The sequence below is a fragment of the Bartonella sp. SL320 genome, from assembly GCF_059687635.1.
The window spans coordinates 370,493-396,949 of record NZ_CM185143.1 but is presented as its reverse complement, the minus strand read 5'-3'; the positions used below and the strand labels follow the sequence as shown (position 1 = coordinate 396,949).

General features: G+C 39.7%; 21 protein-coding genes, 1 tRNA gene and 3 pseudogenes. 15 read left to right on the top strand and 10 right to left on the bottom strand.

The features are described from left to right. Positions 1–1,389: 1,389 nt before the first annotated feature. Positions 1,390–1,539 (bottom strand): hypothetical protein, encoded by a 150-nt coding sequence (locus AC6ER8_RS01605; RefSeq protein WP_497078787.1) that lies wholly within the window; start codon positions 1,537–1,539, stop codon positions 1,390–1,392. A gap of 2,159 nt (positions 1,540–3,698) precedes the next feature. Between AC6ER8_RS01605 and AC6ER8_RS01600 the strand changes: the two genes are divergently transcribed. From AC6ER8_RS01600 to AC6ER8_RS01585, 4 genes are all read left to right on the top strand, one after another. Further along, entirely contained in the window at positions 3,699–4,682 is a 984-nt protein-coding gene (locus AC6ER8_RS01600) for a YopJ/AvrA family T3SS effector serine/threonine acetyltransferase (protein ID WP_497078785.1), read from the top strand. Positions 4,683–5,146: 464 nt separating this feature from the next. After that, positions 5,147–6,094, top strand: coding sequence for a YopJ/AvrA family T3SS effector serine/threonine acetyltransferase (locus tag AC6ER8_RS01595; protein ID WP_497078783.1), 948 nt, complete (start codon positions 5,147–5,149; stop codon positions 6,092–6,094). 423 nt (positions 6,095–6,517) lie between these two features. Next, complete coding sequence (locus AC6ER8_RS01590; RefSeq protein WP_497078781.1) at positions 6,518–7,450, top strand: YopJ/AvrA family T3SS effector serine/threonine acetyltransferase; 933 nt, start codon at positions 6,518–6,520, stop codon at positions 7,448–7,450. Positions 7,451–7,823: 373 nt separating this feature from the next. Continuing rightward, positions 7,824–8,807 carry a YopJ/AvrA family T3SS effector serine/threonine acetyltransferase gene (locus tag AC6ER8_RS01585; protein WP_497078780.1) on the top strand — a complete coding sequence of 328 codons (984 nt, stop codon included), beginning with the start codon at positions 7,824–7,826 and terminating at the stop codon, positions 8,805–8,807. A 624-nt stretch (positions 8,808–9,431) separates the two neighbouring features. Here AC6ER8_RS01585 and AC6ER8_RS01580 read toward each other — a convergent pair. After that, positions 9,432–9,569, bottom strand: coding sequence for a hypothetical protein (locus tag AC6ER8_RS01580; protein WP_497078778.1), 138 nt, complete (start codon positions 9,567–9,569; stop codon positions 9,432–9,434). A gap of 81 nt (positions 9,570–9,650) precedes the next feature. Then, entirely contained in the window at positions 9,651–9,890 is a 240-nt protein-coding gene (locus AC6ER8_RS01575) for a hypothetical protein (RefSeq protein WP_497078776.1), read from the bottom strand. 274 nt (positions 9,891–10,164) lie between these two features. Between AC6ER8_RS01575 and bgtA the strand changes: the two genes are divergently transcribed. The 4 genes from bgtA to AC6ER8_RS01555 are packed head-to-tail and all read left to right on the top strand — an operon-like array spanning position 10,165 to position 11,389. Further along, complete coding sequence (gene bgtA / locus AC6ER8_RS01570) at positions 10,165–10,827, top strand: gene transfer agent endolysin BgtA (RefSeq protein WP_497078774.1); 663 nt, start codon at positions 10,165–10,167, stop codon at positions 10,825–10,827. Then, complete coding sequence (locus tag AC6ER8_RS01565) at positions 10,824–11,060, top strand: hypothetical protein (RefSeq protein WP_497078772.1); 237 nt, start codon at positions 10,824–10,826, stop codon at positions 11,058–11,060. The genes bgtA and AC6ER8_RS01565 overlap by 4 nt, the downstream gene beginning before the upstream one ends. Then, positions 10,984–11,196, top strand: coding sequence for a hypothetical protein (locus AC6ER8_RS01560; protein WP_497078770.1), 213 nt, complete (start codon positions 10,984–10,986; stop codon positions 11,194–11,196). Before AC6ER8_RS01565 ends, AC6ER8_RS01560 begins: the two co-directional genes overlap by 77 nt. Beyond that, complete coding sequence (locus AC6ER8_RS01555) at positions 11,189–11,389, top strand: hypothetical protein (RefSeq protein ID WP_497078768.1); 201 nt, start codon at positions 11,189–11,191, stop codon at positions 11,387–11,389. The genes AC6ER8_RS01560 and AC6ER8_RS01555 overlap by 8 nt, the downstream gene beginning before the upstream one ends. A gap of 767 nt (positions 11,390–12,156) precedes the next feature. On the opposite strand, the gene AC6ER8_RS01550 is transcribed toward AC6ER8_RS01555, so the two are convergent. The 5 genes from AC6ER8_RS01550 to groES all read right to left on the bottom strand — a co-directional run bounded on the left by AC6ER8_RS01550 (position 12,157) and on the right by groES (position 16,687). Continuing rightward, entirely contained in the window at positions 12,157–12,357 is a 201-nt protein-coding gene (locus AC6ER8_RS01550) for a hypothetical protein (RefSeq protein WP_497078766.1), read from the bottom strand. A 444-nt stretch (positions 12,358–12,801) separates the two neighbouring features. After that, positions 12,802–13,101 carry a hypothetical protein gene (locus AC6ER8_RS01545; protein WP_497078764.1) on the bottom strand — a complete coding sequence of 100 codons (300 nt, stop codon included), beginning with the start codon at positions 13,099–13,101 and terminating at the stop codon, positions 12,802–12,804. Positions 13,102–13,477: 376 nt separating this feature from the next. Continuing rightward, the gene (locus AC6ER8_RS01540) at positions 13,478–13,744 is read right to left on the bottom strand and encodes a hypothetical protein (protein ID WP_497078763.1); all 267 of its coding nucleotides are present in this window, start codon (positions 13,742–13,744) and stop codon (positions 13,478–13,480) included. Between the two features lie 940 nt (positions 13,745–14,684). Then, positions 14,685–16,328, bottom strand: coding sequence for a chaperonin GroEL (groL, locus tag AC6ER8_RS01535; protein WP_497078761.1), 1,644 nt, complete (start codon positions 16,326–16,328; stop codon positions 14,685–14,687). Between the two features lie 62 nt (positions 16,329–16,390). Then, positions 16,391–16,687, bottom strand: a complete 297-nt coding sequence (gene groES, locus AC6ER8_RS01530) for a co-chaperone GroES (protein ID WP_005774667.1) — start codon at positions 16,685–16,687, stop codon at positions 16,391–16,393. A gap of 230 nt (positions 16,688–16,917) precedes the next feature. On the opposite strand from groES, the gene fumC (AC6ER8_RS01525) reads away from it, so the two are divergent. From fumC (AC6ER8_RS01525) to AC6ER8_RS01510, 4 genes and pseudogenes are all read left to right on the top strand, one after another. Beyond that, a complete protein-coding gene (gene fumC, locus AC6ER8_RS01525; protein WP_497078759.1) occupies positions 16,918–18,306 on the top strand; it encodes a class II fumarate hydratase in 1,389 nt (462 codons plus the stop codon). 200 nt (positions 18,307–18,506) lie between these two features. After that, positions 18,507–18,773: pseudogene (fumC, locus tag AC6ER8_RS01520) on the top strand (class II fumarate hydratase); the annotation flags it as partial. 200 nt (positions 18,774–18,973) lie between these two features. Further along, positions 18,974–19,269: pseudogene (fumC, locus tag AC6ER8_RS01515) on the top strand (class II fumarate hydratase); the annotation flags it as partial. Positions 19,270–20,614: 1,345 nt separating this feature from the next. Further along, complete coding sequence (locus AC6ER8_RS01510) at positions 20,615–21,514, top strand: outer membrane protein (protein WP_497078757.1); 900 nt, start codon at positions 20,615–20,617, stop codon at positions 21,512–21,514. Between the two features lie 671 nt (positions 21,515–22,185). Here the strand turns inward: AC6ER8_RS01510 and AC6ER8_RS01505 are convergent. Together AC6ER8_RS01505 and AC6ER8_RS01500 are read right to left on the bottom strand one after the other, a co-directional pair. Next, the gene (locus AC6ER8_RS01505) at positions 22,186–22,401 is read right to left on the bottom strand and encodes a hypothetical protein (RefSeq protein WP_497079711.1); all 216 of its coding nucleotides are present in this window, start codon (positions 22,399–22,401) and stop codon (positions 22,186–22,188) included. Between the two features lie 1,052 nt (positions 22,402–23,453). Next, positions 23,454–23,538, bottom strand: a tRNA-Leu gene (locus AC6ER8_RS01500). A 211-nt stretch (positions 23,539–23,749) separates the two neighbouring features. Here AC6ER8_RS01500 and AC6ER8_RS01495 point away from each other — a divergent pair. From AC6ER8_RS01495 to AC6ER8_RS01485, 3 genes and pseudogenes are all read left to right on the top strand, one after another. Further along, complete coding sequence (locus AC6ER8_RS01495) at positions 23,750–24,355, top strand: YqaA family protein (RefSeq protein WP_497078755.1); 606 nt, start codon at positions 23,750–23,752, stop codon at positions 24,353–24,355. Positions 24,356–24,367: 12 nt separating this feature from the next. Further along, positions 24,368–24,937: a disulfide bond formation protein B gene (locus AC6ER8_RS01490; RefSeq protein ID WP_497078753.1), complete on the top strand. Its 570-nt coding sequence runs from the start codon at positions 24,368–24,370 to the stop codon at positions 24,935–24,937. A 383-nt stretch (positions 24,938–25,320) separates the two neighbouring features. Further along, positions 25,321–25,869 (top strand): annotated as a pseudogene (locus AC6ER8_RS01485) (type II toxin-antitoxin system PemK/MazF family toxin). The last annotated feature ends 588 nt before the right edge of the window (positions 25,870–26,457 follow it).

Here is a 26,457-nt window from a genome sequence, read left to right as displayed (position 1 = left end):
TCCACAAAGAGCCTCCCTTCTCATCCATTTTACAGATAAAAAACCCCACACCACAAACAAGCCTAAAGACAAGCCCCCGCTCTTCAAAAACACCGTCAACCGGTCAAAGCAGCCACCCTCAAAAAAAAACTTTATGGCATGAACAAGACGAGTTCCCTCTCTGCAAACAGCCAACATTCCCCCTATCGCCCTACTCCCTATCGCCTCTATTGCAACACACGACATCTATCATACATGTTTTCCCTCAATGAAGCGATCGCCATAACCTAAACACTTGAGTTCCACAAAGAACCTCCCCTCTCATCCATTTTACAGATAAAAAACCCCACACCACAAACAAGCCTAAAGACAAGCCCCCGCTCTTAAAAACACCATTAACCGGTCAAAGCAGCCACCCTCAAAAAATAAAAAGACAATACGAGCATGAATAAAAGATAACACATTCATTTATGATGCCAATCTAACGTTATTCAGGTTGAATGAGAGCGCTGAGTATCGTAAGTTTTTCTCATTTCAAATCTGTTGATCTTAAAAACAAGCAAAATCATATCGCTTGCACACCACAAGTAGGGCTCATGTGTGGGTAACATTGACCCAAAAAACATACATTTTATGAAAAGTCGAGCAGTTCCAGAGGAAACATAACATTGGGGACAAAGATGTATGATGGTATCAGCTTGCTCTTTTTATGATGCGTAAAGAGGGGAAACGCTATAGACTTTATAGTATTTATAGAGGCATTCCCGTCCATGCATGCTTGGCGCCATAAAATTCGTCTATTGATGATCAGTGCCATGAAATAGATTTGGTGTCTTTTAAAACAAGCTCGTGAATGTGCAACATACCTATATTTCATGGGAGGCATTCTATTTTACATGCAAGGTGTGGTCCTCCCAAAAGATACGTGAAAAAAAGTGTGAGACCATACACTCTCTTTATTGATGTAAAGGACATAGGCTCTAAAGACTTTTACAAACTGTAAAGCTAACTTTAAAAATGATCGTAAATTTGATCTTTAAAACTTTATATTCTTCCAAAATTCAAGCTTTCTGCCCGTTTCAGAAATTATCCAAACAGACCCTATCCCTCGTCAAACATTCTCCCTATCGCCTCTATTGCAACACACCACCTTTATCATACATGTTTTCCCAATAATAAGGTTTCCACAACCTTAACATTTAAGACAGTTCCTTATAGGCCTTTTGAATCTTTGCTTATACAATTTTAATATAGATTTCTTTCTCTTAAAGGACGGACAAAAAACATGGCTGTGATTACAGCATAGATTTTCAATGAAAAGTTTTTACGATATTTGGTTTTTTCATTATAAATGAAGAAAAAAGTTATTATAACACCCTGCAGTTTTTATAAAATGACAAGCATGATCTTTTAAACCAAAGAAAACACCATCACCTTACCCCCCAGCCATACCGCCCCATACCGCCCCATACCACCCCATACCAACATTGACAAACCAACCCCATCACGCCCCCGTTCACACGATAGCCATCCCAGCACCAGTTGCCAACACAACCGCATAATCTACGCCTTGGCAATCACCCCAACATCTGTCATCCCCACAATACCTGCCAACCAAAGGTTTCATGTCCTCCATAAAAGGAAACCACCCGGTAGCGTTTCACCACCCTATATCATCCCCCACCTCTTGTGCCTCCCTCTTTTCACAAAAGAAAAAATGTCCTTTACCGCATTTAAAAAACATTCCCCTGTAAGACAGTATATTGTGCTGCACAGTCAATAAATGAGCTTTAAATGAGCTTTTTTCTGGCAATTTTTTTTCCGCGATAAGAAGGAAAAATTACTGTTTTTTGTTGACAGAATATGAAAAATCGTATTTAATAATAGGTGCGGTAAAGGGGTATTTGTGTCTTCATTTCATCATTAAATAAGCCTTAAGCTTGTCATCACAGAAATCTTAAATCTATTCACGTAAATCTTAAACGTATAATGCCTCCTAAAGGCTTAGCTTTTGCACTCAAAGCAATGCTCGAAAACGACATGAAATCTTTGAGATCAATCGTTAACGTATAAGATAACTATTGGATATTGTTGATCAGTTTTTGTATTGTTACAAACTTAAGCAAAGCCTGATATTGTGGTAAAATCTGTTATAAAACAGTGTGTTTTGCAAGAATATATGGAATTGTACAACAATATATACCATTATACAGCAATCAATATATGAAGGTGTATAGCAATATATGCGCATGTACGAAATATATGGGTGTATGAAATTTTATTGTTTTAAGGGGCCTTTTGCTTGTTTTAAGTTGTTTTTCTTTTATGTCACTAACCACCATATAATTGTAAAATATTTAGAAGAAACAATCTTCAATAGAAGCTCCCATACCCCAGCACCACCATAAAATATCCCCATAAAATACTGTTACCATACATCACAGAAGCGGTAAACAATACATGCTCAGAAATAAGATCGCTCTCTCGTGTTGACACGTAGCATATTTTAGCCTGCACCCCATCCCTCTAAGGAAAAGGATTTTTAACCGATATCATGAAAAAGGGATGTCTCAAGGTGCACTAACAATCCACAAACCTTTCCCCCCTTAGCGTTTTCTCATGATAAGCATTTACTAAAAACAAGCCAAACACAATCCACCACATCATAAAAAACACTTCAATATATCAAAAAAGACAGCTCCCTCAAAGGACAGTACAAGCATGAACAAAACAGCCCTCTCTTCAAAATACCCCTCTGTTATACCACACCGCCGCCCCCACCACACACGTTGCCTCCAATAGGTAATGTCGCAGACAACCTGAACATTGCACTCTACATAAAGCCTACCCTTTCACCAGACTTGCAAACTTAAAACACCTATCAATAAGCCTAAACACGACCCCCTCACACCGTCTCCACAATAACCACACTCATCCCCCTAGCAACAGCTCTATTGGCAAAAATCTTATCCGTCACACCAGCTTATACGACAGCCCCCCAATCACCAGGTCTCAAAACCAATCACTCATCATCTCGTAGAAGCCCTCTCGAACAATCCCTATTCCCCTGCAAAACACTTAACTCTTTCGCACCACAGCCCCTTTTTTCAAAAGAGAATATGACACACAACAAAACCTTTAGGAGAAGGTTTTATAGACAGCAGCCAATCAACAGCCATGCGACAAACAACAATACCTTTTAAAATATTAAAAACATTTCAAAGAGGCTTGCCTTATATCATAACTAAAAGAACAATATTTGACGGTATCAATAGGATGATTTGATACCCTATGATGAAACATCTTTAAAAAAAATCAAAAGAAGCTTTTAAAAAAGAGGCATCATTATATATCCCTGCTGTTCTGTATGATGTTCTTTTTTCACACGAATAACGATCAAAAATAGGGAATTATTGAAAATAGACTGTTGTCTTCCCATTGAAATGCGCCATGCCATAAAAGCAACTGAAACCATAAAGATACCGTCAATGCATCCAGACTTTTTACCGCCTTGAAAGATTTTACAGCCGTAAAAAAACACACGGATTTTTAAAACTCAAAAATTTCTCCATGGGGTATAAAAATGAGCTCTTCTTATAAAAATGACGAACAGAGACCTTGTTCCTTTCAAACGACAAAGGCTTTTTTTCAAAACATTGTTTAGCCAAAATGTAAGAAAATAATATTGTCTCTCCATTGTAACCAAGGAGGTTCATATCATGAAAGAACAAGATTCAAAAAACCTGTCCTCTCATTCACCACTCCCCGAAGGAGCAAGCGCCCCAGAAGGAGCAAGTGCCCCAGAAGCTGCAAAGACACCAGAAGAGACGCATACCAATGACCCCTTAGAAAGCCTTGCAGCACATTTAGAACGGCTTAACATCGAGAAAATACAAAATACCCCTTTCAATCGTAGGGAATTAAAAGATATTATTGCAGGCTTAGAACAGCATAATGCCGATGGAAGTTGGATCAAAAACTATTATGATGTTTTAGATCTTTACATGATGCCCGCTTTGGTCGACCAGGCAAATCGTAAATATCCAGAGATGAATCTTAAACTTACCACCCCCCCTGATGGTTTTGCTCTTGCACTTAAAGATACCCTTGAGAGCGGTGTAAAATCGTCCAGATTGATCGTTAATGCGTACGATAACGGTATCCATTTTGCGGTTGTTGATCATCAAACGATTGATGGTCAAACATCTTTGATCTTTTTAGAACCAACCTTACTGCGTGACACCCTTCCCCGATCACTCGCATTAAGGACACAACAAGCCCTTGAATATTATCAAGGGCCTCCTATTCATTTTGCCATGGCCGAAATGAATATTCAACGAAGCTCTTCTGAATGTGGAATGTTTAGCTTAAGCCTTGCCAAAAAGCTGTATCTCGAAGCTGAAAAATTAGAAAGACTCCATAGAGATAATATTAAGGGCATCTTATGTGAACCGGATACGCCTTTACCGGCTGAAAAGTTAGATCCCTATCTTCCCTCCCGTTTATACAAACACGTACAAGGAAGAAGACGTCTTGAAGAATATTTAAAAGCCAATCCACAAGCAGCGCATGAAAAAGTCAACAAAAAGCAAGAGACTCTTGTTGAGAGATTTGAGAAAAGCTTAATGACAACAGAGGGAAAAACGGTCTCGGTTTCACAACATAGAAAAAGAGCGACGGAATACAAATCTCTGATGCTGTAATTGTCTTTGATGATATCGTTGACGTTATTTCCTCTTCATAAAGAATGAAACTCTGCGGCTTTACAGCTGAAGGTGCTTTTGTCACGCTTCATTTCTATTTTTTTTAAATACTCTGTTTGAAAGAAAGTAAGACGCAAAACAGTAAGCCAACAATCTCTGTAAAGACAAAAGATTAAACCCCGTAAAGACAAAAGATTAAACATTGTGATTCAATCAAGACCATCCCATTTTAAAGCCTCTATTTTAAGGCTTTAGAGAAAACACAAAAGCACAATAATTTTTTCAAGTATTCTTGAAAGGATTTTTGAAAGGATCTGGCGTTTTCTCATAAAACTTTTTAAGCACGACACCCTGCCTTCATTGCTTCATCTTTCAAAAGACAAAGGCGCTCTCCCAACCATTGTTTAGCCAAAATGAAAGAAAATAATATTGTCTCCCGATCATTAACTACGGAGATTCATATCATGAAGCCAGAAGATTCATCCCCCTCTCGTTTATCCCCAACACAAGAAGGCGCAAGCGCACAAGAAGGGGCAGCTGAAAATGAATCCTTAGAAAGCCTTCTAGCCCGTTTAGAACAACTCAATGCTCCGCAAGAAGAAGAAGAAAGTATTGCTCCTCATTCTGAAGAATTACAAGCCATTATTGCAAGCTTAGAAGATGATCTTGTCACGGGTCGTTGGCTCAATGCTTATTATGCAGATACAGATCTTAAACTGATGCCCGCTTTGGTCGAACAAGCAAACCGTAAATATCCAGAAATGAATCTGAAATTGGTTCTTACAGCAGACGAATTTACCTCCACACTCAAAGAAACCGTTGAGAGCGGAGTGCAATCTTGCCGATTTCTCGTCAATCTGGAGAGCAGAATCCATTTTGCAGCGATAGATTATAAAACTGTTGATGACAAAATCTCTTTGATCATGTTTGAACCGACAACCTTTAATAATATTAGTGCTGGAAAACTTGGGATAAAAATCAATCAAGCTCTTCAAGATAGTCAACTGCCTCCCTATTCTTTTACGATGGCCGAAATGGATATTCAGCGAAGCTCTTCTGAATGTGGGATCTTCAGTTTAGCGCTTGCCAAAAAACTTCATCTTGAATCTGAAAAGTTAGGAAAAATGCATACGGATAATGTTAAGGGTGTCTTATGTGAACCAAATACGCCCTTACCGGCTGAAAAGTTAGATTCCTATCTTCCCGTCAGTTTATACAAACACACACAAGGAAGAAGACGTCTTGAAGACTATCTAAAAGCCAATCCAGAAGCAGCGCATGCAAAAGTCAACAAAAAGCAAGAAACCCTCACCGAAAGGTTTGAAAAAAACTTAAAGGAAAAAGAAGACAAAATGGTCTCGGTTTCTCCCCACAGAAAAAGGATAACAGAATACAAATCTCTGATGATGTAATAAACGTTATTTCCTCTTCATAAAGAATGAAACTCTGTAGCTTTACGGCTGAATGTGTTTTTGTCACGCTTCATTTCTGTTTGTAAAGTATTCTGTTTGTAAGACGCAAAACAGTAAGCCAACAACCTCTGTAAAGACAAAAGATTAAACCCCGTAAAGACAAAAGATTAAACATTGTGATTCAATCAAGACCATCCCATTTTAAAGCCCCTATTTTAAGGCTTTAGAGAAAACACAAAAGCACAATAATTTTTGCAAGTATTTTTGAAAAGATCTGGCATTTTCTCATAAAACTTTTTAAGCACGACACCCTACCTTCATCGCTTCATCTTTCAAAAGACAAAGGCTCTTTCCAACCATTATTTAGCCCAAATGGAAGAAAATAATATTGTCTCCCGATCATGAACCACGGAGATTCATCTCATGAAACCAGCAGATTCAAAAAATCCCCCCCCTCATACATCACCAACACAAGAAGGCGCAAGCGCAAGTGGTGCTACAGGAAATCTTGCGACCCATTTAGAACAGCCCAACAACGAAAAAGAGCAAAATATCCCCTTCAATCGTGAAAAGTTACAAGATATTATTGTCGGTTTAGAAGAAGACATCGAAACAGGCCGCTGGTTTAAAGCTGATTATGCAAGTACAGATCTTAAACTAATGCCAGCCTTGGTCGATCAAGCAAACCGCAAATATCCGGACATGAATCTTCAATTAGTAGACTCATCTCATAACTTTGCTCTTGCACTTAAAGACACACTCGAAAATGGCGTTCAATCTTCCAGATTTATCATTTACACAAAGGATAGAGGAATCCATTTTTCAGTGATTGACCATCAAACTATCGAAGACCAAACATCCATAATATTTTTTGAACCTACAACACTCAACAGTATGAAACCAGCAGTTCTCGCATTAAGAACACAATTGGCCCTTAAAGCGCATGAAGTGCCTAATTGTTCTTTTACGATGGCCGAAATGGATATTCAGCGAAGCTCTTCTGAATGTGGGATGTTTTGTTTAGCGCTTGCCAAAAAGCTTTATCTCGAAACTCATAAATTAGAGAGGCTCCATAAAGATAATATTAAAGGTGTCTTATGTGAACCAGACACACCCTTACCGGCTGAAAAGTTAGATCCCTATCTTCCCCCTCGTTTATACAAACACGTACAAGGAAGCAGACGTCTTGATCAATATCTAAAAGCCAATCCAGAAGCCGCCCATGAAAAAGTCAACAAAAAGCACGAAACACTCACCGAAAGGTTTGAGAAAAACTTAAAGGAAAAAGAGGGAAAAATGGTTTCGGTTTCACAACATAGAAAAAGAGCCACGGAATACAAATCTCTGATGATGTAATCAATACTTAAAGTCTCTTCATAAAAAGAAAGCGATATTGCTTGAGAGCTAAAATTGCTCTCACGCAAAGCAGTTTTTCCGTTTATAAAACAAAAACAGCAAACAACATCTTTCTTAAAGAGAAAGCGTCATTATTCTATTCTATCAAAATCAACCTATTTTAAAGCGCATCTGTTAAAACGTTGAAGGAACAGAAAGCACGCAAGTTTTAAAAAAGCTTCCCCCACGCTTTCTTATAAACTTATAAAAACAGCTTAAAAAGATTTTTTCCTTAATTTTCAAGAGACAAAATATTTCTTTCAAAACATTATTTAGCCCAAATGGAAGAAAATAATATTGCCTCTCAAAGTATATAAACACACAGTTTCATATCATGAAGCCAGAAGATTCATCTCCCCCTCGTTTATCACCAACGCAAGAAGGTAGAAGTGCCCCCGCAAGTGCAAGCGCACAAGAAGCTACAAAAACACAAGAAGGGGCAGCTGAAGCTGAAAATGAATCCTTAGAAAGTCTTATCGCTCGTTTAAAGCAACATTCTCTCCAAGAGGAAGAAAATGTTGCTCCTCATTCCGAAGAGTTAAAAGCTATTATTGCAGGCTTAGAAGATGATCTTGTCACAGGTCGTTGGGTTTTTGCGGATTATGAAGATACAGATATTAGACTGATGCCCGCTCTTGTCGAACAAGCAAACCGCAAATATCCAGAAATGAATCTGAAATTGGCTCTTACAGCAGAAGACTTGACCTACGCGCTCAAAGAAACCGTTGAGCACAAAGCACAATCTTCCCGATTTATTATCAATCTAGGGAGCAGAATTCATTTTGCGGCAATGGATTATAAAATTGTTGATGACAAAATCTCTTTAATCATGTTTGAACCGACAACGTTCAATAATATTAGTGCTGGAAGACTAGGAATAAAAATCAATCAAACCCTGCAATGTCTTCAACTGCCTCCCTATTCTTTTGCCATGGCAGAAATGGATATTCAACGAAGCTCTTCTGAATGTGGGATCTTTAGTTTAGCGCTTGCTAAAAAACTTTATCTTGAATCTGAAAAATTAGGAAAAATGCACACGGATAATATTAAAGGTGTCTTATGTAAACCAGATACCGCCTTACCGGCTGAAAAGTTAGATTCCTATCTTCCCGCTACATTTTATAAACATGCACAAGGAAAAAGACGTCTTGATCAATATCTAAAAGCCAATCCAGAAGCAGTGCATGAAAAAGTCAACAAAAAGCAAGAAACCCTCACCGAGAGATTTGAAAAAAACTTAGTTCAATCTGAGAGCAGAATGGTCTCAGTTTCTCCCCACAGAAAAAGGATAACGGAATACAAATCGCTGATGATGTAAGTGTCTTTGATGATATCGTTGACGTTATTTCCTCTTCATAAAGAATGAAACTCTGCGGCTTTATGGCAGAGCATAATGTGCTTTTATCACTCTTTATTTCTGTTTTTTTTAATATTCTATTTGAAAAAAGGCAAGACGCAAAAACAATAAGCCGTTGACCTCTTAAGAACAAAAAAAACCGTTGTCCTATCAAAACCAGCCCCTCTTAAAAGTGTCTGAAAATTCTAAAGCTCTTATTAACCCAAAGCTTTTATTAGCAATAAGACTATTTGACAATACAGAACACAGGGTTGATTAAAATATTTGATGCTTTTTCCTTCAGTGAAAGCCTTCTTCCATTTTTCTAGGGGGGATTGCTGTATCTCAAAAACCTCCATACCCAACAAAATCGCCATGGACCACACTTATCGTACCTCAACCCAACACTTGTCACACCAACAAGCCTCCATGCAAAACCAGCACACGAAGGAAATCTCAAAACCAAACCATCAGCCAAGAAAAAACATTATCATCCAGCCCCTTCCCGCAATTTTTCCCCAACATCCACCCCTCACCACAATGAATACGCACCACCTCACCCGCACGCACAGGGCCCTCTAAAATTTCATAAAGATTCCTCTTACGTCAAACCCATGCCTCCATCCCCTCACATCTCCCCACAAACAGCCATGCCCCCATAAACAGCCATATCCCCCACAAAAAACCATGACGATACACCCGCCCTTGTGCAACCAACATGAATTTCTCAACAAACCAAGCCAAAATATCATCTCCCCTCTCTCCCGTAAATAATGCCCCTATCCTTAAAAAACCACTGCTCCTTTTTCACCACGGACTCTTTTCTCAAAAGAAGAAAATAAGACACGCAATACAACCTTTATGGAAAAAATTTATAGATAAGAGCCAATAAACAGCCACAACGCCCCTCACACTCCCACCCCGCGATAACCACAGCAGTTCCCTCTCATCACCCCCTCTATCTATCATCATCTCATCCGTCACACACCACCAGTAATTCGAAAGACACCACGGGCTCCACTCACCAACAGCACTCATAACCCCAACAAAACCGCCATGGACCACACTTACTTATCCATTAACCCAATGCAAAGCCCGCCCCCACAAGACTCCATGACAAAACCAATACAAAGCTCTCAAAACCAACACGAAACCATCAGTCAAGGAAAAACATAACAAACAATCCCCCTATCCCTTAAGATGCCCACTGGAGACATCATAACCAACTCTTTGATTTCATTAAAGTTTTACGTCTCTTCTCAAAGAGATGAAAAACACATTTTTAATCGATCAACTCAGCCTCACTTTCAATGTGAGGCTTTATTTTATGGAGAAGCAAATGAGAAAAATATCATCAACAGGACTTGCACTTATTAAACAATGGGAAGGCTTACGTTTACAAGCCTATCAAGATGCCATCGGGGTGTGGACAATCGGTTATGGCCATACCAGTAAGGCTGGCAAACCGTTTATTCATAAGGGCATGATCATCACAGAAAAACAAGCCGAAGAAATTCTTTCTCAAGATTTAAGACAATTTGAAAATACCGTTGAAAAAAATGTGACGGTTTCCTTAACAGATGAACAATTCGCTGCTCTCGTATCGTTTTGCTATAATGTAGGAACAACGGCTTTTTGTAAGTCAACCTTGCTTAAAAAGCTTAATAACGGCGAATATGAAGCCGTCCCTGCTGAATTACAAAAATGGACCAAAGCAGGCGGAAAACGTCTTCACGGTCTTGTCCACCGTCGTGCAGCAGAAGCGGGCTTATGGGTAAAAGGGGCTTATGTTGCTTCCAACTATCACACCGTGGAAACGAAAGACCCCATAGGATTTTTCAAAGCAGAAGCGCTAACCCCCATTATTGGTTCTTTTTCTGGACTTGGTGGCTTATTGGCCGGCAATGGTCCCATCCAATGGGCCTTGGCCACCATTATGGTTTTAGCCGCCGGTGTTGGCATTTTCTTTGTCGCAAAACGCTTTGAGGAGCAACGTTTATGATAGGATGGCTGAAAAAAAATCTGATGATGACAGGAGCGGTTTTGACCGCTTTTTTTATCGCTTTAGCAAAAGCTTTTAGGCTTGGAAAAAAGATTGAACAGCAAAAACAAATAGAAAAAATACTAAAATCATCAACAACACGGCTAGAGGTGGAAAATGACATTAATCAAAAAAGTGACGCTGATGTGCGTGCTGCTCTTAGCAACTGGTTGCGCCATAAAAACAATCAATGAGCCTTCATCTTGCGTTGGTTGGCTGCCTATTTATTTAGACAAAACAGATCTCAAAAACATCAGCTCAAATCTCGCCAGAGATATTTTAAAACATAACAAACAAGGGGAAGGCTTGTGTGGGTGGAAACATGGCTAAAAAACAAACAGAGCTTACAGAAAAGGAAAAAGAAATTCTACAGGAAATTATTATGACTTATAAAAGTATAAAAGTCATGTCACGCTATACGAAATGGGTTATATTCATCATTTTCTTATTAGCGCTTGATTTTTCACGTATTATGGATGCCTTAATCAATATTTTTACACAAAAATCGAATATTCAATTCTAAAATAAGCACAATAAACAATGAAACATGAGACGTGTCCAATCTTTTAAAGCCCTCCGTTATTTTTTGAAAAAACGGAGACCTTATTGATGATTTTTCACGTCTCATGAGCCATTTCACACGCTTCACAAACGCCATGATGAAACAAATTTTAGGCATTCTAATGGCATTTATTAATTCTAGCGACATTAAAAGCGATTTTTAAAAAACGCATGCGTAAAAAAACTTAAACGGACACATAAAATAATCTTGGAAAATGATCATGCCAACGTGCACACTTTTTAAATCACCTATTGATACCCAAAGAATTTTATCCTCTTGCACAAAACACCGCAGAATTTAATAATCATTAAAAGTTTTTTTAAAGAAGAACATCCTAAACACCAGCATACGATCATCTTGCCTATAAGCATACACTTCCCTCTTTACGCTAAAAAAAGATCAAATACCCTTTGCCCATCCCCAATATTTATATTTATATAAAAACCGTTTGTGACACCCCAATACGTTGATTATTTGAACCTTTTCATAAAACTCTTCATAAAAGGCCTTTTTATTTTCTTTAAATATTTCAACACTCCCCACGTGTAGAGCCATAAGAAATTGCTTAATCATACAAACGAGATGGGTTGTGTAAAACGATAGAAAAAAAGACATATCTCTCCTAAAATCGCCTCAAAGCCTTGAAAGCTGTCACAACATTTTAGAGCAGGCAAAAATGTAACAGCCCCAAACGTGTGTGATGATGCTCGCTTATTTCTTTAAAAACATTAAAAAGATCCATACTCTCTAAGTTTCATAGACGTCATAGGGGCATTATACCACACACCAGCCCCCCTACCACGCACCACCCCCCTGCTCCACGCACCAACCTCCGCACCATGCACCAGCCCTCCTACCACGACACCTTCCCCCGCACCACGGCACCAACCCTCGTACCCCCCCACACTACGCACCTTCCCCCGTACCATGCACCTCCACCCCCTGCACACAAACCCCCACCGATAAATGGACTTGAAAGCACAATGTCTCTTTAAAACAACTTCGTGAATATGACCGACAAGAATAGGGCGTCAAAAACCGTAATATATTCCTTATCTCATCTTGCACTTGTTATGATTTAAAGGAAATTGATACAAATCAATAACTTTTGATGACTGGAATGATGATGACGATAATGACCATGATGATGAGAAAAAAATTTGCTTATTTTCTGTAAATTTTTAAAATCGTAAAAACGTGAAACTTCAAAATAAACCGTAAGAAAGTGCACTTTATAAGAAGAATGACACATCTGGGAAGGTTGGGAAAAATGCGCAAATAGAAAAGATGGACCTGCTATTCATGGAAGAAGCAGAGCCGTAATATATTAAGAACCATAGGGGCAGTATATTTCTACTCTCACTTTACGCTTGTCATGGTTTGAAGAAAACTAAACCCTGCACCAGCCCCCATACCATACACAAACTCTCGCACCACGCACAAACCCCATACCACACACTAACCCCCATACCATGCACCAACCCTCGCACCACGCACCATCCCCCGTACCACTCACCAACCCTCGTACCACGCACCAGCCCTCCTACCACGACACCTTCCCCCGCACCACGGCACCAACCCTCGTACCCCCCCCACACTACGCACCTTCCCCCGTACCATGCACCTCCACCCCCTGCACACAAACCCCCACCGATAAATGGACTTGAAAGCACAATGTCTCTTTAAAACAACTTCGTGAATATGACCGACAAGAATAGGGCGTCAAAAACCGTAATATATTCCTTACCTCATCTTGCACTTGTTATGATTTAAAGGAAATTGATACAAATCAATAACTTTTGATGACTGGAATGATGATGACGATAATGACCATGATGATGAGAAAAAATTTGCTTTTTTCTGTAAATTTGTAAAATCGTAAAAATGTGGAACTGTAAAATAAACCGTAAGAAAGTGCGCTTTATAAGAAGAATAACGGATCTGAAGATGGTCGAGAAAAATGTGCAAATGGAAGGGATGGGCCTGCTATTCATGGAGGAAGCAGAGCCGTAATATATTAAGAACCATAGGGGCAGTATATTTCTACTCTCACTTTACGCTTGTCATGGTTTGAAGAAAACTAAACCCTGCACCAGCCCCCATACCATACACAAACTCTCGCACCACGCACAAACCCTCGCACGACACACTAACCCCCATACCATGCACCAACCCTCGCACCACGCACCATCCCCCGTACCACTCACCAGCCCTCGTACCACGCACCAGCCCTCCTACCACGACACCTTCCCCCGTACCATGCACCTCCACCCCCTGCACACAAACCCCCACCGATAAATGGACTTGAAAGCACAATGTCTCTTTAAAACAACTTCGTGAATATGACCGACAAGAATAGGGCGTCAAAAGCCGTAATATATTGTTTTTACGCGCTCATTTTATACTTATTATGATTTGAAGGAAGCTGAACCACCATCGATCCTCGTACCACACAACACCCCCACACCACACACCAGCCCTCGCATCACGCACACCCTCTCACACTACGCACCATGCACACCCCCGTACAATGTAACAGCCCCAAACGCGTGTAATGGTACTCACTTATTTCTTGACAAGCATTCAAGAGATCCGTGCTCTATAAATTTCATACACATCATAGGGGCATTATACCACGCACAAACCCTCGCACCACGCACCACCCCCCGTACCACTCACCAGCCCTCGTACCACGACACCTTCCCCCCTGCACATCAATCCCCACCGATAAATGGACTTGAAAGCACAATGTCTCTTTAAAACAACTTCGTGAATATGCTCGACAAGAATAGGGCGTCAAAAACCGTAATATATTCCTTATCTCACTTTACGCTTGTTGTGATTTGAATAAAATTAATGCAAATCAATAACTTTTGATGACTGGAATGATGATGACGATAATGACCATGATGATGAGAAAAAATTTGCTTTTTTTCTGTAAATTTGTAAAATCGTAAAAATGTGGAACTGTAAAATAAACCGTAAGAAAGTGCGCTTTATAAGAAGAATAACGGATCTGAAGATGGTCGAGAAAAATATGCAAATAGAAAGGATGGACCTGCTATTCATGGAAGCAGCAGAGCCGTAATATATTAAGGACCATAGGGAAAAAACCATGAGAGATAGAAAACAAAGAGGGAGTATTGGAGTCTTCTTTTCTACCTGAAAGATTTACAAAAAATGTGAGAAACAAAAAAATAGACAAAAAAAACGGGTCAAAAAGACCCGTTTCTTTATTCTCTCTAGGGAAAAGAACTTAGAAATCCATTCCGCCCATTCCACCCATTCCACCAGCTGGCATTGGAGGCATTGGAGCATCTTTCTTTGGAACTTCAGCAACCATTGCTTCTGTTGTAATCAAAAGGCTTGCAATTGACGCCGCATTTTGAAGAGCAGAACGCACCACTTTCACAGGATCAACAATTCCCAAAGCAATCAAATCACCAAATTCACCGGTTGCGGTGTTGTAACCAAATGTGTCAGCATTATTTTCCAATACCTTGCCAACGATAATCGCTGCTTCTTCACCGGCATTGGTTGCGATTTGACGGGCTGGTGCTTGAAGAGCACGACGCACGATATTAATACCGGCTTCTTGGTCAGGATTGCTTCCCTTAACGGTCAACGCACTTGCTGCACGCAACAATGCGGTACCACCACCAGCAACAATACCTTCTTCCACAGCTGCCCGTGTTGCATTCAATGCATCATCCACACGGTCTTTCTTTTCTTTCACTTCAACTTCTGTTGCACCACCCACACGGATAACAGCAACACCACCAGCCAATTTAGCCAGTCTTTCTTGCAATTTTTCACGATCATAGTCAGAAGTTGTTTCTTCAATCTGCGCTTTAATCTGATTAACGCGTGCGGTAATTTCAGCCTTTTGTCCAGCACCATCAATAATGGTGGTGTTTTCTTTAGAAATATTCACTTTCTTTGCGCGTCCAAGCATATCCAAGGTGACATTTTCAAGCTTAATACCCACATCTTCAGAAATAACCTGTCCAGAGGTCAAGATAGCGATATCTTCAAGCATGGCTTTACGACGATCACCAAATCCAGGTGCTTTTACAGCCGCAATTTTCAAACCACCGCGCAACTTGTTAACCACGAGTGTTGCCAAAGCTTCGCCTTCCACATCTTCAGCGATAATAAGAAGGGGTTTTCCAGACTGAACAACAGCTTCCAAAACTGGAAGTAAGGATTGCAAATTAGACAGTTTCTTTTCGTGAATAAGAATGTAAGGATCATCAAGATCAGCAACCATTTTCTCCGCATTTGTAACAAAATAAGGAGAAAGATAGCCGCGGTCAAATTGCATTCCTTCGACAACTTCCAATTCCGTTTCAGCAGTTTTTGCTTCTTCCACGGTAATGACGCCTTCATTGCCTACTTTTTCCATGGCATCTGCAATCATTTTACCGACTTCAGCCGCACCATTCGCAGAAATGGTTCCCACTTGTGCAATTTCTGCTGAAGTTTGGATTTTTTTAGCCTTTTTGAAAAGATTAGCCACCACTTCATCAACAGCAGCATCAATTCCGCGCTTAAGGTCCATTGGGTTCATACCAGCAGCCACGGCTTTAACACCTTCTTGCACAATAGCATGTCCCAAAACTGTTGCCGTTGTGGTTCCATCACCAGCAATATCGTTGGTTTTAGAAGCAACTTCACGCAACATTTGCGCACCCATATTTTCGAACTTATCTTCCAGTTCGATTTCCTTTGCAACGGATACACCATCTTTTGTGATGCGCGGCGCACCAAATGATTTATCAATCACCACATTGCGCCCTTTAGGGCCGAGTGTCACCTTCACCGCATTAGCAAGGATGTCGACACCGCGCAACAAACGCTCACGCGCTTCACGGCCAAATTTGACTTCTTTAGCAGCCATTTAATTTCTCCTTGGAGTTTTTTTCACAATAGTACAAGAATGAAAAAATGAGCGCTTCTCAATTAGCCCATAATTCCCATAATGTCCGATTCTTTCATGATTAAGAGGTCTTCGCCATTAATCTTGACTTCAGTTCCAGACCATTTTCCAAATAAAATACGGTCTCCTGTTTTGACTTCTAAAGGCACGCGCTTTCCGTTATCATCCAGAGCGCCATTGCCAACCGCAATAACTTCGCCTTCTTGTGGTTTTTCTTTTGCTGTATCAGGAATGATAATCCCACCAGCAGTTTTATTTTCAGATTCAACCCGACGGACAACGACACGATCGTGAAGCGGGCGGAATTGTATATTAGCCATGTTTTAAATCCTTAAAACTGAACATAATTGCATTAATCTTAGAAAGTTCTTGCTAGCACTCTATACATGTGAGTGCTAACACTATCCAAGATATAAAATCGGCCTTTCTCGATGTCAAGGATAGCCATAAAATAATTTCTCTTAAATAAAGCTTCCACATCTTGCTTCTTCTTGTACTTTCGCGTTATTTAGCTTTTTTAAGAACCCGTGAACAAAAAAGGATCTTAATCATGGTTGAAACACGTCAGGAAACGGATAGCTTTGGAACGATTGCGGTACGCCAAGATCGTTATTGGGGTGCACAAACTGAACGTTCTCTGCATAATTTTAATATTGGCAGTGAAAAGCAGCCTCTTGCCATTATTTATGCCTTAAGCCTTATCAAAAAAGCCGCAGCTCTTGTCAATATGGACAAAGGAAAACTCCCGCAAAACATTGGAAAAGCCATTGTTACCGCCGCTGATGAAGTTCTTTCTGGCGCTTTTGATGAGCATTTTCCCCTTTCTGTTTGGCAAACAGGCTCTGGTACGCAAAGCAATATGAATGTCAATGAAGTGATTGCCAACCATGCCAGCATGCTTTTGGGAGGAAAGTTGGGAAGTAAAAAGCCCGTTCATCCCAATGACCATGTCAATATGAGTCAATCCTCCAACGATTCTTTTCCCACGGCACTTCACATTGCCACCACATTGCAGACGCGCCAACATCTCTTTCCCATTCTTGAAGCGCTCATTTCCACTTTAAAGAAAAAGGAAGAAGAATTTGCCGATATCATTAAAATTGGCCGCACCCATACACAAGATGCAACACCCTTAACGCTTGCACAAGAGTTTTCAGGTTATCGGGTTGCTCTAGAAGCCAATCTTCAGCGTATTGAAACAGCCCTTACCGATGTTCAAATGCTGGCGCAAGGTGGAACAGCTGTTGGAACAGGGCTCAATGCCCCCAAAGGTTTTGATGTTGCCTTTGCCGAAACAATCAGTGCCCTCACTGGGATATCCTTTAAGACGGCACCCAATAAATTTGAAGCACTTGCGCATCATGGCGCTCTTGCGCATTTCCATGGAAGCTTAAATGCTCTCGCCGCGGATCTGTTTAAAATTGCCAATGACATTCGGTTTTTAGGCTCTGGTCCGCGTTCTGGTTTAGGTGAATTAAGTCTGCCTGAAAATGAACCCGGCTCTTCTATCATGCCTGGCAAGGTCAACCCCACCCAATGTGAAGCCATGACCATGGTTGCAGCCCAAGTTTTTGGCAATCACACCAGCGTTACCTTTGCTGCAAGTCAAGGACATTTTGAACTCAATGTTTATAAGCCTCTTATTGGCTATAATGTCTTGCAATCCATTACCCTTCTTGGGGATTGCATGCGCTCTTTTGATCTCCATTGTGTCCAAGGACTGCGTGCCAATCGTGTTCATATTCACGCACTCATGGAGCGTTCACTGATGTTGGTCACAGCCCTTGCCCCAGAAATTGGCTATGAAAAAGCCGCTGAAATTGCCAAAGCTGCCCATAAAAATGATACAACTTTGCGCACCGAAGCTCTTAAAGCAGGCGTTTCTGGAGAAGATTATGACCGTCTGGTTGACCCCAAAAAGATGATCGCGCCCCAATAAAGAGCCCAATTAAAGAAGAGGCAAAGCTCTCTAAACCGTGATCCATCAAAAACATCGGGGCCCCATGCCCCGATGATGATGATAACCCACAGTATTCATTTTCAATTTCGGTCCTTATTCCTCCAGCTTTTAATCCAAAGTGGAACGGCTGTTGGAACAGGGCTCTTAGACTCTCGTCTTAGATGCTCCCCATCACCCCACTTGAAAATAATTGCATGCGCTCTTTTGATCTCCATTGTGTCCAAGGATTGCGTGCCAATCGTGTTCATATTCACGCACTCATGGAGCGTTCACTGATGTTGGTCACAGCCCTTGCCCCAGAAATTGGCTATGAAAAAGCCGCTGAAATTGCCAAAGCTGCCCATAAAAATGATACAACTTTGCGCACCGAAGCTCTTAAAGCAGGCGTTTCTGGAGAAGATTATGACCGTCTGGTTGACCCCAAAAAGATGATCGCGCCCCAATAAAGAGCCCAATTAAAGAAGAGGCAAAGCTCTCTAAACCGTGATCCATCAAAAACATCGGGGCCCCATGCCCCGATGATGATGATAACCCACAGTATTCATTTTCAATTTCGGTCCTTATTCCTCCAGCTTTTAATCCAAAGTGGAACGGCTGTTGGAACAGGGCTCTTAGACTCTCGTCTTAGATGCTCCCCATCACCCCACTTGAAAATAATTGCATGCGCTCTTTTGATCTCCATTGCATCCCAATGTTTTGTCTAAGGACTTGCGTAACAATCGTGTTCATATTCACGTGCTCATAGGAATGCTCACTGATGTTGGTCACAGCCCTTGCCCCCAAAATTGCCCCAGAAATTAACTATGAAAAAGCCGCTGAAATTGCCAAAGCTGCCCATAAAAATGATACAACTTTGCGCACACAAGCTCTTAAAGCCGGCGTTTTTAGGAGAAGATTATGACCGTCTGGTTGACCTTAAAAAAGATGATCGCGCCCCAATAAAGAGCCCAATTAAAGAAGAGGCAAAGCTCTCTAAACCGTGATCCATCAAAAACATCGGGGCACCATGCCCCGATGATGATGATAACCCACAGTATTCATTTTAAATTTCGGTCCTTATTCCTCCAGCTTTTAATCCAAGGTGGAACGGCTGTTGGAACAGGGCTCTTAGACTCTCGTCTTAGATGCTCCCCATCACCCCACTTGAAATAACAGCTTTGACAACGTCTCTTTGACAAAGTGAAAAAGAAAGACGACACGTCTTGGGAGCTATAATCGATAACAACCTATTGATTTGTAATAATATTTGCATTATTCAATTTGAATAAAAACCAAGATACCATAAAGATTTTCTTATTTTAAATCTCTCTCATGGTGCCCCCATCAAAATTATCTGTTTGCACACCACAAGATAATTGCACATCACAAGACAAAAGAGCCGTGTGAAGCAAAACGATACAGGAAAGACATGCCTTTTCATAAACCGTCGAGAAATGCGAAGGGAAGCGCGGCACATCTTAGAGCAAACTCAAGTGTGTATTTTAGGGCAGATTCAAGTGTGTGAAAATGACAACTTTCTTTTTCACAAACGCAAAAGTGAGAAAACAATAGATTTTATATTATTTCTAGAACGAGCTTTATCGTTATATCCTTTATGGTTGGTGCCATAAAATGGGCATAGATACATTGAAAGACTTATTTAAAACAGCCAGCAAAGATGCAATAGACCTAATATTCCATTTTAAGCGTTCCATGCTTCATGAAGGACGTCCCCCAAAAGGACACGAGAGAAACAAAAATAAGGCAATGCGTAATCTGCACGCCATTACCTGCACGCCATGAGAAAGACAGCGTTTCGCTTTCAAAAGCCTAAAGCAGACGTAAAAGGATAAAGATCAAATAATAAACTCGTTCATTCTCTCCAATCCCTAAAGCTATTACACTATAAGAACATTCATAATATTGGAAACGCGTAAAAAATATAAAAATGCCATCGTACACTTTTTAATATTAATTGAAGACGAGGCATAAAAGTAATAACCATAATAGAATATTTATTTGAAACTAAAATAAATAATGTTTTTAATTTCTATAAAATTAACAGCATTTCAAACGCATAAAAAGCGCATTTATTACGCCATAATGTTTCAAATAATGTTTTTAACATATAGAAATAACCAGAGAAATAGAGGGGAAAATAGTAAAAAATACATTAAACAAACGATTAACAATGAATAATCATAGATTTTTTAAATATTTTATTTTTCATAATGAAATTAAGTATAGATTTTTTTAACCAATTTATATACAATACATTACGTATTATAAATAAATTGGGGATGTTTTTATGAACACAAAATGTTTACTTGCACTTTCTCTTTTCACTTTTATGACTGTTTCAACAGCGCACGCAGCCGATACGGTCGTTTTTAAGCCATCAAAGGCCAATATTTCATTATCAAATATTTCATCTGTTTCATCGCCACGGATCTCTCCAATTATTGGAATTGAACCTTTTTCTTGGTCTGGTTTTTATTTTGGAGGACAAATTGGCTATTTTTCCAGTAACAACACTTTAAATTATGCACAAAACGCACAGAGTGGAAAATGGGCTTGGGTTGATAGAAGTTTATCCCCCAAACCATCAGGATTAAGAGCAGGTGTTTATGTGGGGTCTAATTTTGATCTAGGCAATAACGTTGTTCTTGGTTTTGATACGGACATTGTCTTTTCTGGAAGGAAAAATACGCAAACAGGCGATGATCAGAGAATTATAGATGAATTAGACACAATTAACGAAGCCTTTCAAGAAGCTGGAATTCCTATTATAAAACCTGCTGCTCAAGATGAAAGGATTCCCAACTATGGTAACATTGTTGTCAGCAGTGTGACCTTGAAAGAAAAATTATCTGGCGCTGCACGCGCGCGTATTGGTTTTGCTTCCCATCGTCTTATGCCTTATATTGCAGGGGGGATAACCTACACACAGATACAATATATCCAGTCACTTTTAACAAAATCGCAAGAAGCTCCGATAGTATTTGCCTCTGGGGATGTATTAGATGAAACAAAAACAATGACGGGTTATACTGTTGGTGGTGGTTTTGATCTTGCCATGACAAACAATATTATCATGCGTACAGAATATCGCTATTCCGATTTTTTTAAACAGAAATTTGCAAATGATGAGCTGCAAATCTCCTCTCAAACCCATGACTTTCGCCTTGGCATTGCTTATAAATTCTAATGTCTTGTAGAAAAAATTAAATAATTTAAAAACCCTGTTAAACCAGGGTTTTTTTGTGTTTCCCTCCCCTTAAAGGACCAGGATTCTAAAAAGGAAAGATAAATAATCCATCAATAGTTGCAAAATAATTCAGCTTCTAGAAAGTTTTTATCCTTTCATCTCATATTTTCACCTCATATAAGGGCATTTGGAATATAAGAACTTTACCCCCATACCATGAACGCCATCACGCAATAAATGAGAACATTGATATTTCTTGAAAACAAGACAAATACTGCCCATCAATTACTACTGATGATGATAACGTAACAGCATAAAAAACACACTGTACGTGCTCATTTTTCAATCTCTTCTTCACATCTTCCAAAGTAAAGCAAAACCATCAACAAACAACCTGGTTTTTCAGTATTCATTCACCGTTTTCCTCCTTTTTCCTTAATGAGATTACTTTATAGGATATATGCCTTTATATAAACCGTGGAGAAATGCTCAGGGATGCTCTACAGCATCTTAGAGAAGGCTCAAAAGTGTGTGAAGACGACAGCTTTCATCTTCACAAACGTAAAAGTGGGGGTACAATAGATTTTATACTATTTTTAGAGCGAGCTTTATCATTATGCCCTTTATGGTCAATGCCATAAAATAGACTTGAATACATTGAAAGACTTTATTTAAAACAGCCCGTGAATATGCAATAGACCTATATTCCATTTTGAGCGTTCTATACTTCGTGAGAGACGCCCCCCAAAAGACACAAGAGAAACAAAAGCATGTGGCAATGCGTAACCTGCACGCTTATGAAGAAGCAAGCCGGCACCATCATTATATTTGCCAGCGCCCAATGTTGCGACAGACCTTGGCATGTAAGACGGTTCATGAAAAACCATTTAAAATCCTTTCTTATACAAATTTATCCACACACTCATCCCGCTTGTTATGTGCAAATGAGTCGTTTTGATTGATTCAACATGGGACAGATTTGAAATGAGAGCATCTTACGTTATTCGGGACTCTCATTCAATATACAAAACAGTGAATTATCATTATAAATCAATGTCTTGTACGCCATTAGAAAAACAGTGTTTGATCTTTCAAACTCTGTCTTTTCAAGAAAGGAGTGATGTATTGCCGCAAGCCTTTATTACTCACATGTCTGGATTTACACCCCTCATGTCATAAAAGAGCTCCCCAAACCAAACACACGAGAGGGAACCAATCACTCTACCCATGGCTCATTGGCGGGCTTATTTTCAAGAAAAATTACCCCACTCCCCTTTCACAACAGCATTCATGAAAGGCTGTCATGGTCAATTGCCCATGAAATAATATAAACACCTTCCCATTTTTACACTTCAATAAAAAAAACAGGCATCATTACCTCCTTAGCCTCCAATAGTGCAGACCGCTCTTTGGTAAAGGTTCATGAATTGGCATTTTATTGTACAGTTTCACTCTAAATGACTCATACGGCTTGTACACGTGCAAGAAACATGGTTTTTGTCGATTGACGATAAACAGACTTGAAATGAAAGTACCCTACGATATTCGAGGCCGTTCACGCAAAAAGCAAAACCATCAACACTCTTTGATCAATGCCAACGTTTTATAAGTTCCAACGTGCGTTAATATGTGCGTCATAATAAGATAAAGGGAAATATTCATAAAAAGGATACGGTTTTGATAAACCATAATCCTGCTTCATCCGCATGATTGAGCTTTAGACAATTTTTTTAAATAACGCAGATCATCTATCACGTGTTCTTGTTTCCCTAGTCACTTTTCAAACCACCTTTTCAAACCACCTTTTGAAGGGCACTTTCGGCAGATTCATCCGATATCAAAACCGTCGATAAAAGACAATGAAGGACAGAAAAACAATCACTTATAAATGAAATGGGATAAACAACGACATCACGTGATATTGTATAGAATCTATAAGTGGTGCGGGTGGTCGGACTCGAACCGACACTCCTCTCGGAACCAGATTTTGAGTCTGGCGCGTCTACCAGTTCCACCACACCCGCACTTGTGCTATAAAAAACTAAAGCTATAAAAGACACACTTGTCGATTATTTCTCTGCACTATATGAAGAAGCACAGATTCGTCAACAGTAGACTTCTTATTTTTTAAGAATTCCTCTCTTTTTCTTCTCTTTTTTTATGGAATATTTTCTTTATCGAACTTATAGAAAGCACATTTGTAAAGTTTTTACCTCTTAAATTTATAAAAAACGCATGATATTAAATAAATTAAAGCTTTGGACGATTTCTTTAGCAAATCGGCGTACAGCACCACACTGGCTTGGTTTCATTGCCTTTATTGAAAGTTCTGTTTTTCCAATTCCCGTTGATGTTTTATACATCCCGCTGCTGCTTATCCGTCAAAAGCAGGTTTATCGCTATGCTTTGATTGCGACGGCCTGCTCTGTTTTAGGAGGCATTGTTGGTTGGTTTATCGGACATTTTGCCTATGACATCCTTGCCAAACCCATTTTAGAATTTTACGGTAAAGTTGAAAGTTTTGAATCTCTAAAAAACAGTGCAACCCTACAATTTCTGATTATTTTACTGATTACATCGGGTGCCTTTCATCTTCCCCCCATAAAAATTGTCACAATTTTGGCCGGTGTCATGAGTGTACACCTTGAACTTTTCATTCTCATTTGTATCTTTGCTCGAGGAGCTCGTTTTTATCTTCTCGCATGGTTTATTAAACATTTTGGACAAAAAACAATGAACTTTCTAAGACAACATTTCAAATGGATTATTCTCTTTAGTTTTGTTAGTCTTCTTTTAATTTATGGGATTTTTATAGCTTTTTTTAATAAGCAGCTTTTATAAGGAATAGACCCCATGGCATATTTTTTGTCCTCACATCCCCTTTTAAACAAACATCTTCATTGTGACCCCAGCAGAAAAGAACAAAGTTTATGGGCTTTTTTTCTTGCATTGTGCTTATCAAGCGCCATAGGTCTTGCTCTTGGTTTTGAACATCTTGGCGGGTATCTTCCTTGCGATTTATGTCTCATAGAGCGTTTTCCCTATTACGGTGCCATACCCTTTTTGCTCTTAGCAGGTTTTGGTGCATGGTTTTTTCGCATGTCTTCTTGGGTACAACTTTCATTTTTATGTGTTTTTGTCTTAATGAGCCTCAGCCTTGTTTTAGCCATTTATCATGCCGGTGTTGAATATGGCTTTTGGGAAGCGCCGCTTAGTTGTGGTTTAAATGCTGTGCGAAAAACCTCAAAGGTTAACCAACTGCTTAACCAATTAAACAACATTCAGCCTTCTTCTTGTTCTGAAGCCCCCACACATTTTCTTTTTCTCTCATTTGCTGGTTGGAATGTTGTTGCCAGCCTCCTTTTCACCCTTATGAGCCTCTATATTGCTTCAAAAGGCATTCTTTCAGGCCATAAAACATAACCCCCACAAAACAGTATCATTGCTCTAAAAAAAATCATGAAGCCCCATGGTCTCCACAGCAAAAACACGCAACACAAAGCCCCCAAAACACAAAAAATGATCTCCTTAACACAGCCTCCATAAACACCCTCTTCTCATCAAACGTTCCCCCAAATTTTAACGGATGAAATAACGTTTATTGTATCCTTGTGTTTTCTTTTTCTCTCATGTGCAGGTTTAATGTTGCTCCTCTTCCAAAGAAAGGAAAAATAATAAAAACAACAAATGTCTGTATTTTATGTTTTGCTTTTCTGTATTTATCAGCAATATTTTGATAGAAGCGAACAATGAAAAAGTGATCACATAGGTAAATGAGGAAACCGATAAATATTGAATGGTCGACCATGCCTAAGAATAAAAACACAACGCCTCCCACTCCCCCGCTCACGCCTTTAAATATCTGTCACCTTGCAGCCTCGCATACTGCGATGAAACATGATCACGCCGCCTGGCGAAAACATGAGAAATTAGGAGATTTAAACGCTCCTTACACCAAGCCCCGTCATATAAAACCTTAACTCAAATCAGCCCCTCGCATTCGACACGTTTTTTTGATGCAATCTTCCTCATAATTCAATCTTACCTGAATTTCAGAAAAATATCCTGTTTTCGTGCTCTCTAAAGAATGCAAAACTCTACAGTAACGTGACGGTTTTGCCATTTTCGACAAAATCGCAACCGAACAGTCCTTATGCTCTAAAATCTCTGATAGAACATAAAAAAGCATGGATTATCTGCAATGATGTAACAACAGTTTAAGTTGTCTTAGTTGCTCACATAGGGGCGCCCCAAGGTTATCGGAGGAAGAATTTCATCAAGTTGTTGCTCTTATGCTGAAACATTTACCGCATTTACACCATTGGCTTTTTAAAGAAATAAGCGTATATAAATAAGCATATATGGCATCAGTAATGGTGGCCGCTTCCCCGCAAGGGGAGATAGGAACGAAGGAGTGGGAAACCGCTCCTGTCGTCATTTAAGTGCTCCTAGCTCTCCCTCATTTAAACGCTCCCATTTAAATTCTCCTCCCCGTTTAAGCACTCCTAAACATGCCCTTTAATTTAAGATATCCAATGATATCACAACCCTCATCACACAAAAGGAACGATAAACAAACTGAGGTCTTACCCGATAACAAAGATTATAATTCTCCCTCAATTGTTCCTCTAGAGAACGATAATAAACAGCTCGCAGAGTATATGCTTTTTTCTCGATCCCCTTGAAAGCCCCTATTATTCTTCAATTATTATTCTTCAAGTGTCATTCCTCAACATGTGACCACCATCACCATAGAACAAAAGCTTATGCAGCACGCCCCTTGGCCAGAGATCAATTGACAAGAGATAAACTGGAATATCGATCATCATCTAGACAGTCATATTCTTTCAGTGTGCCCACGCCATACAAGCATTTTTCTTTTTGTATTTTCATCATGAGAAAACATGAAAATATTCTTTTCCTATTGTAGCATCTCCTATTGT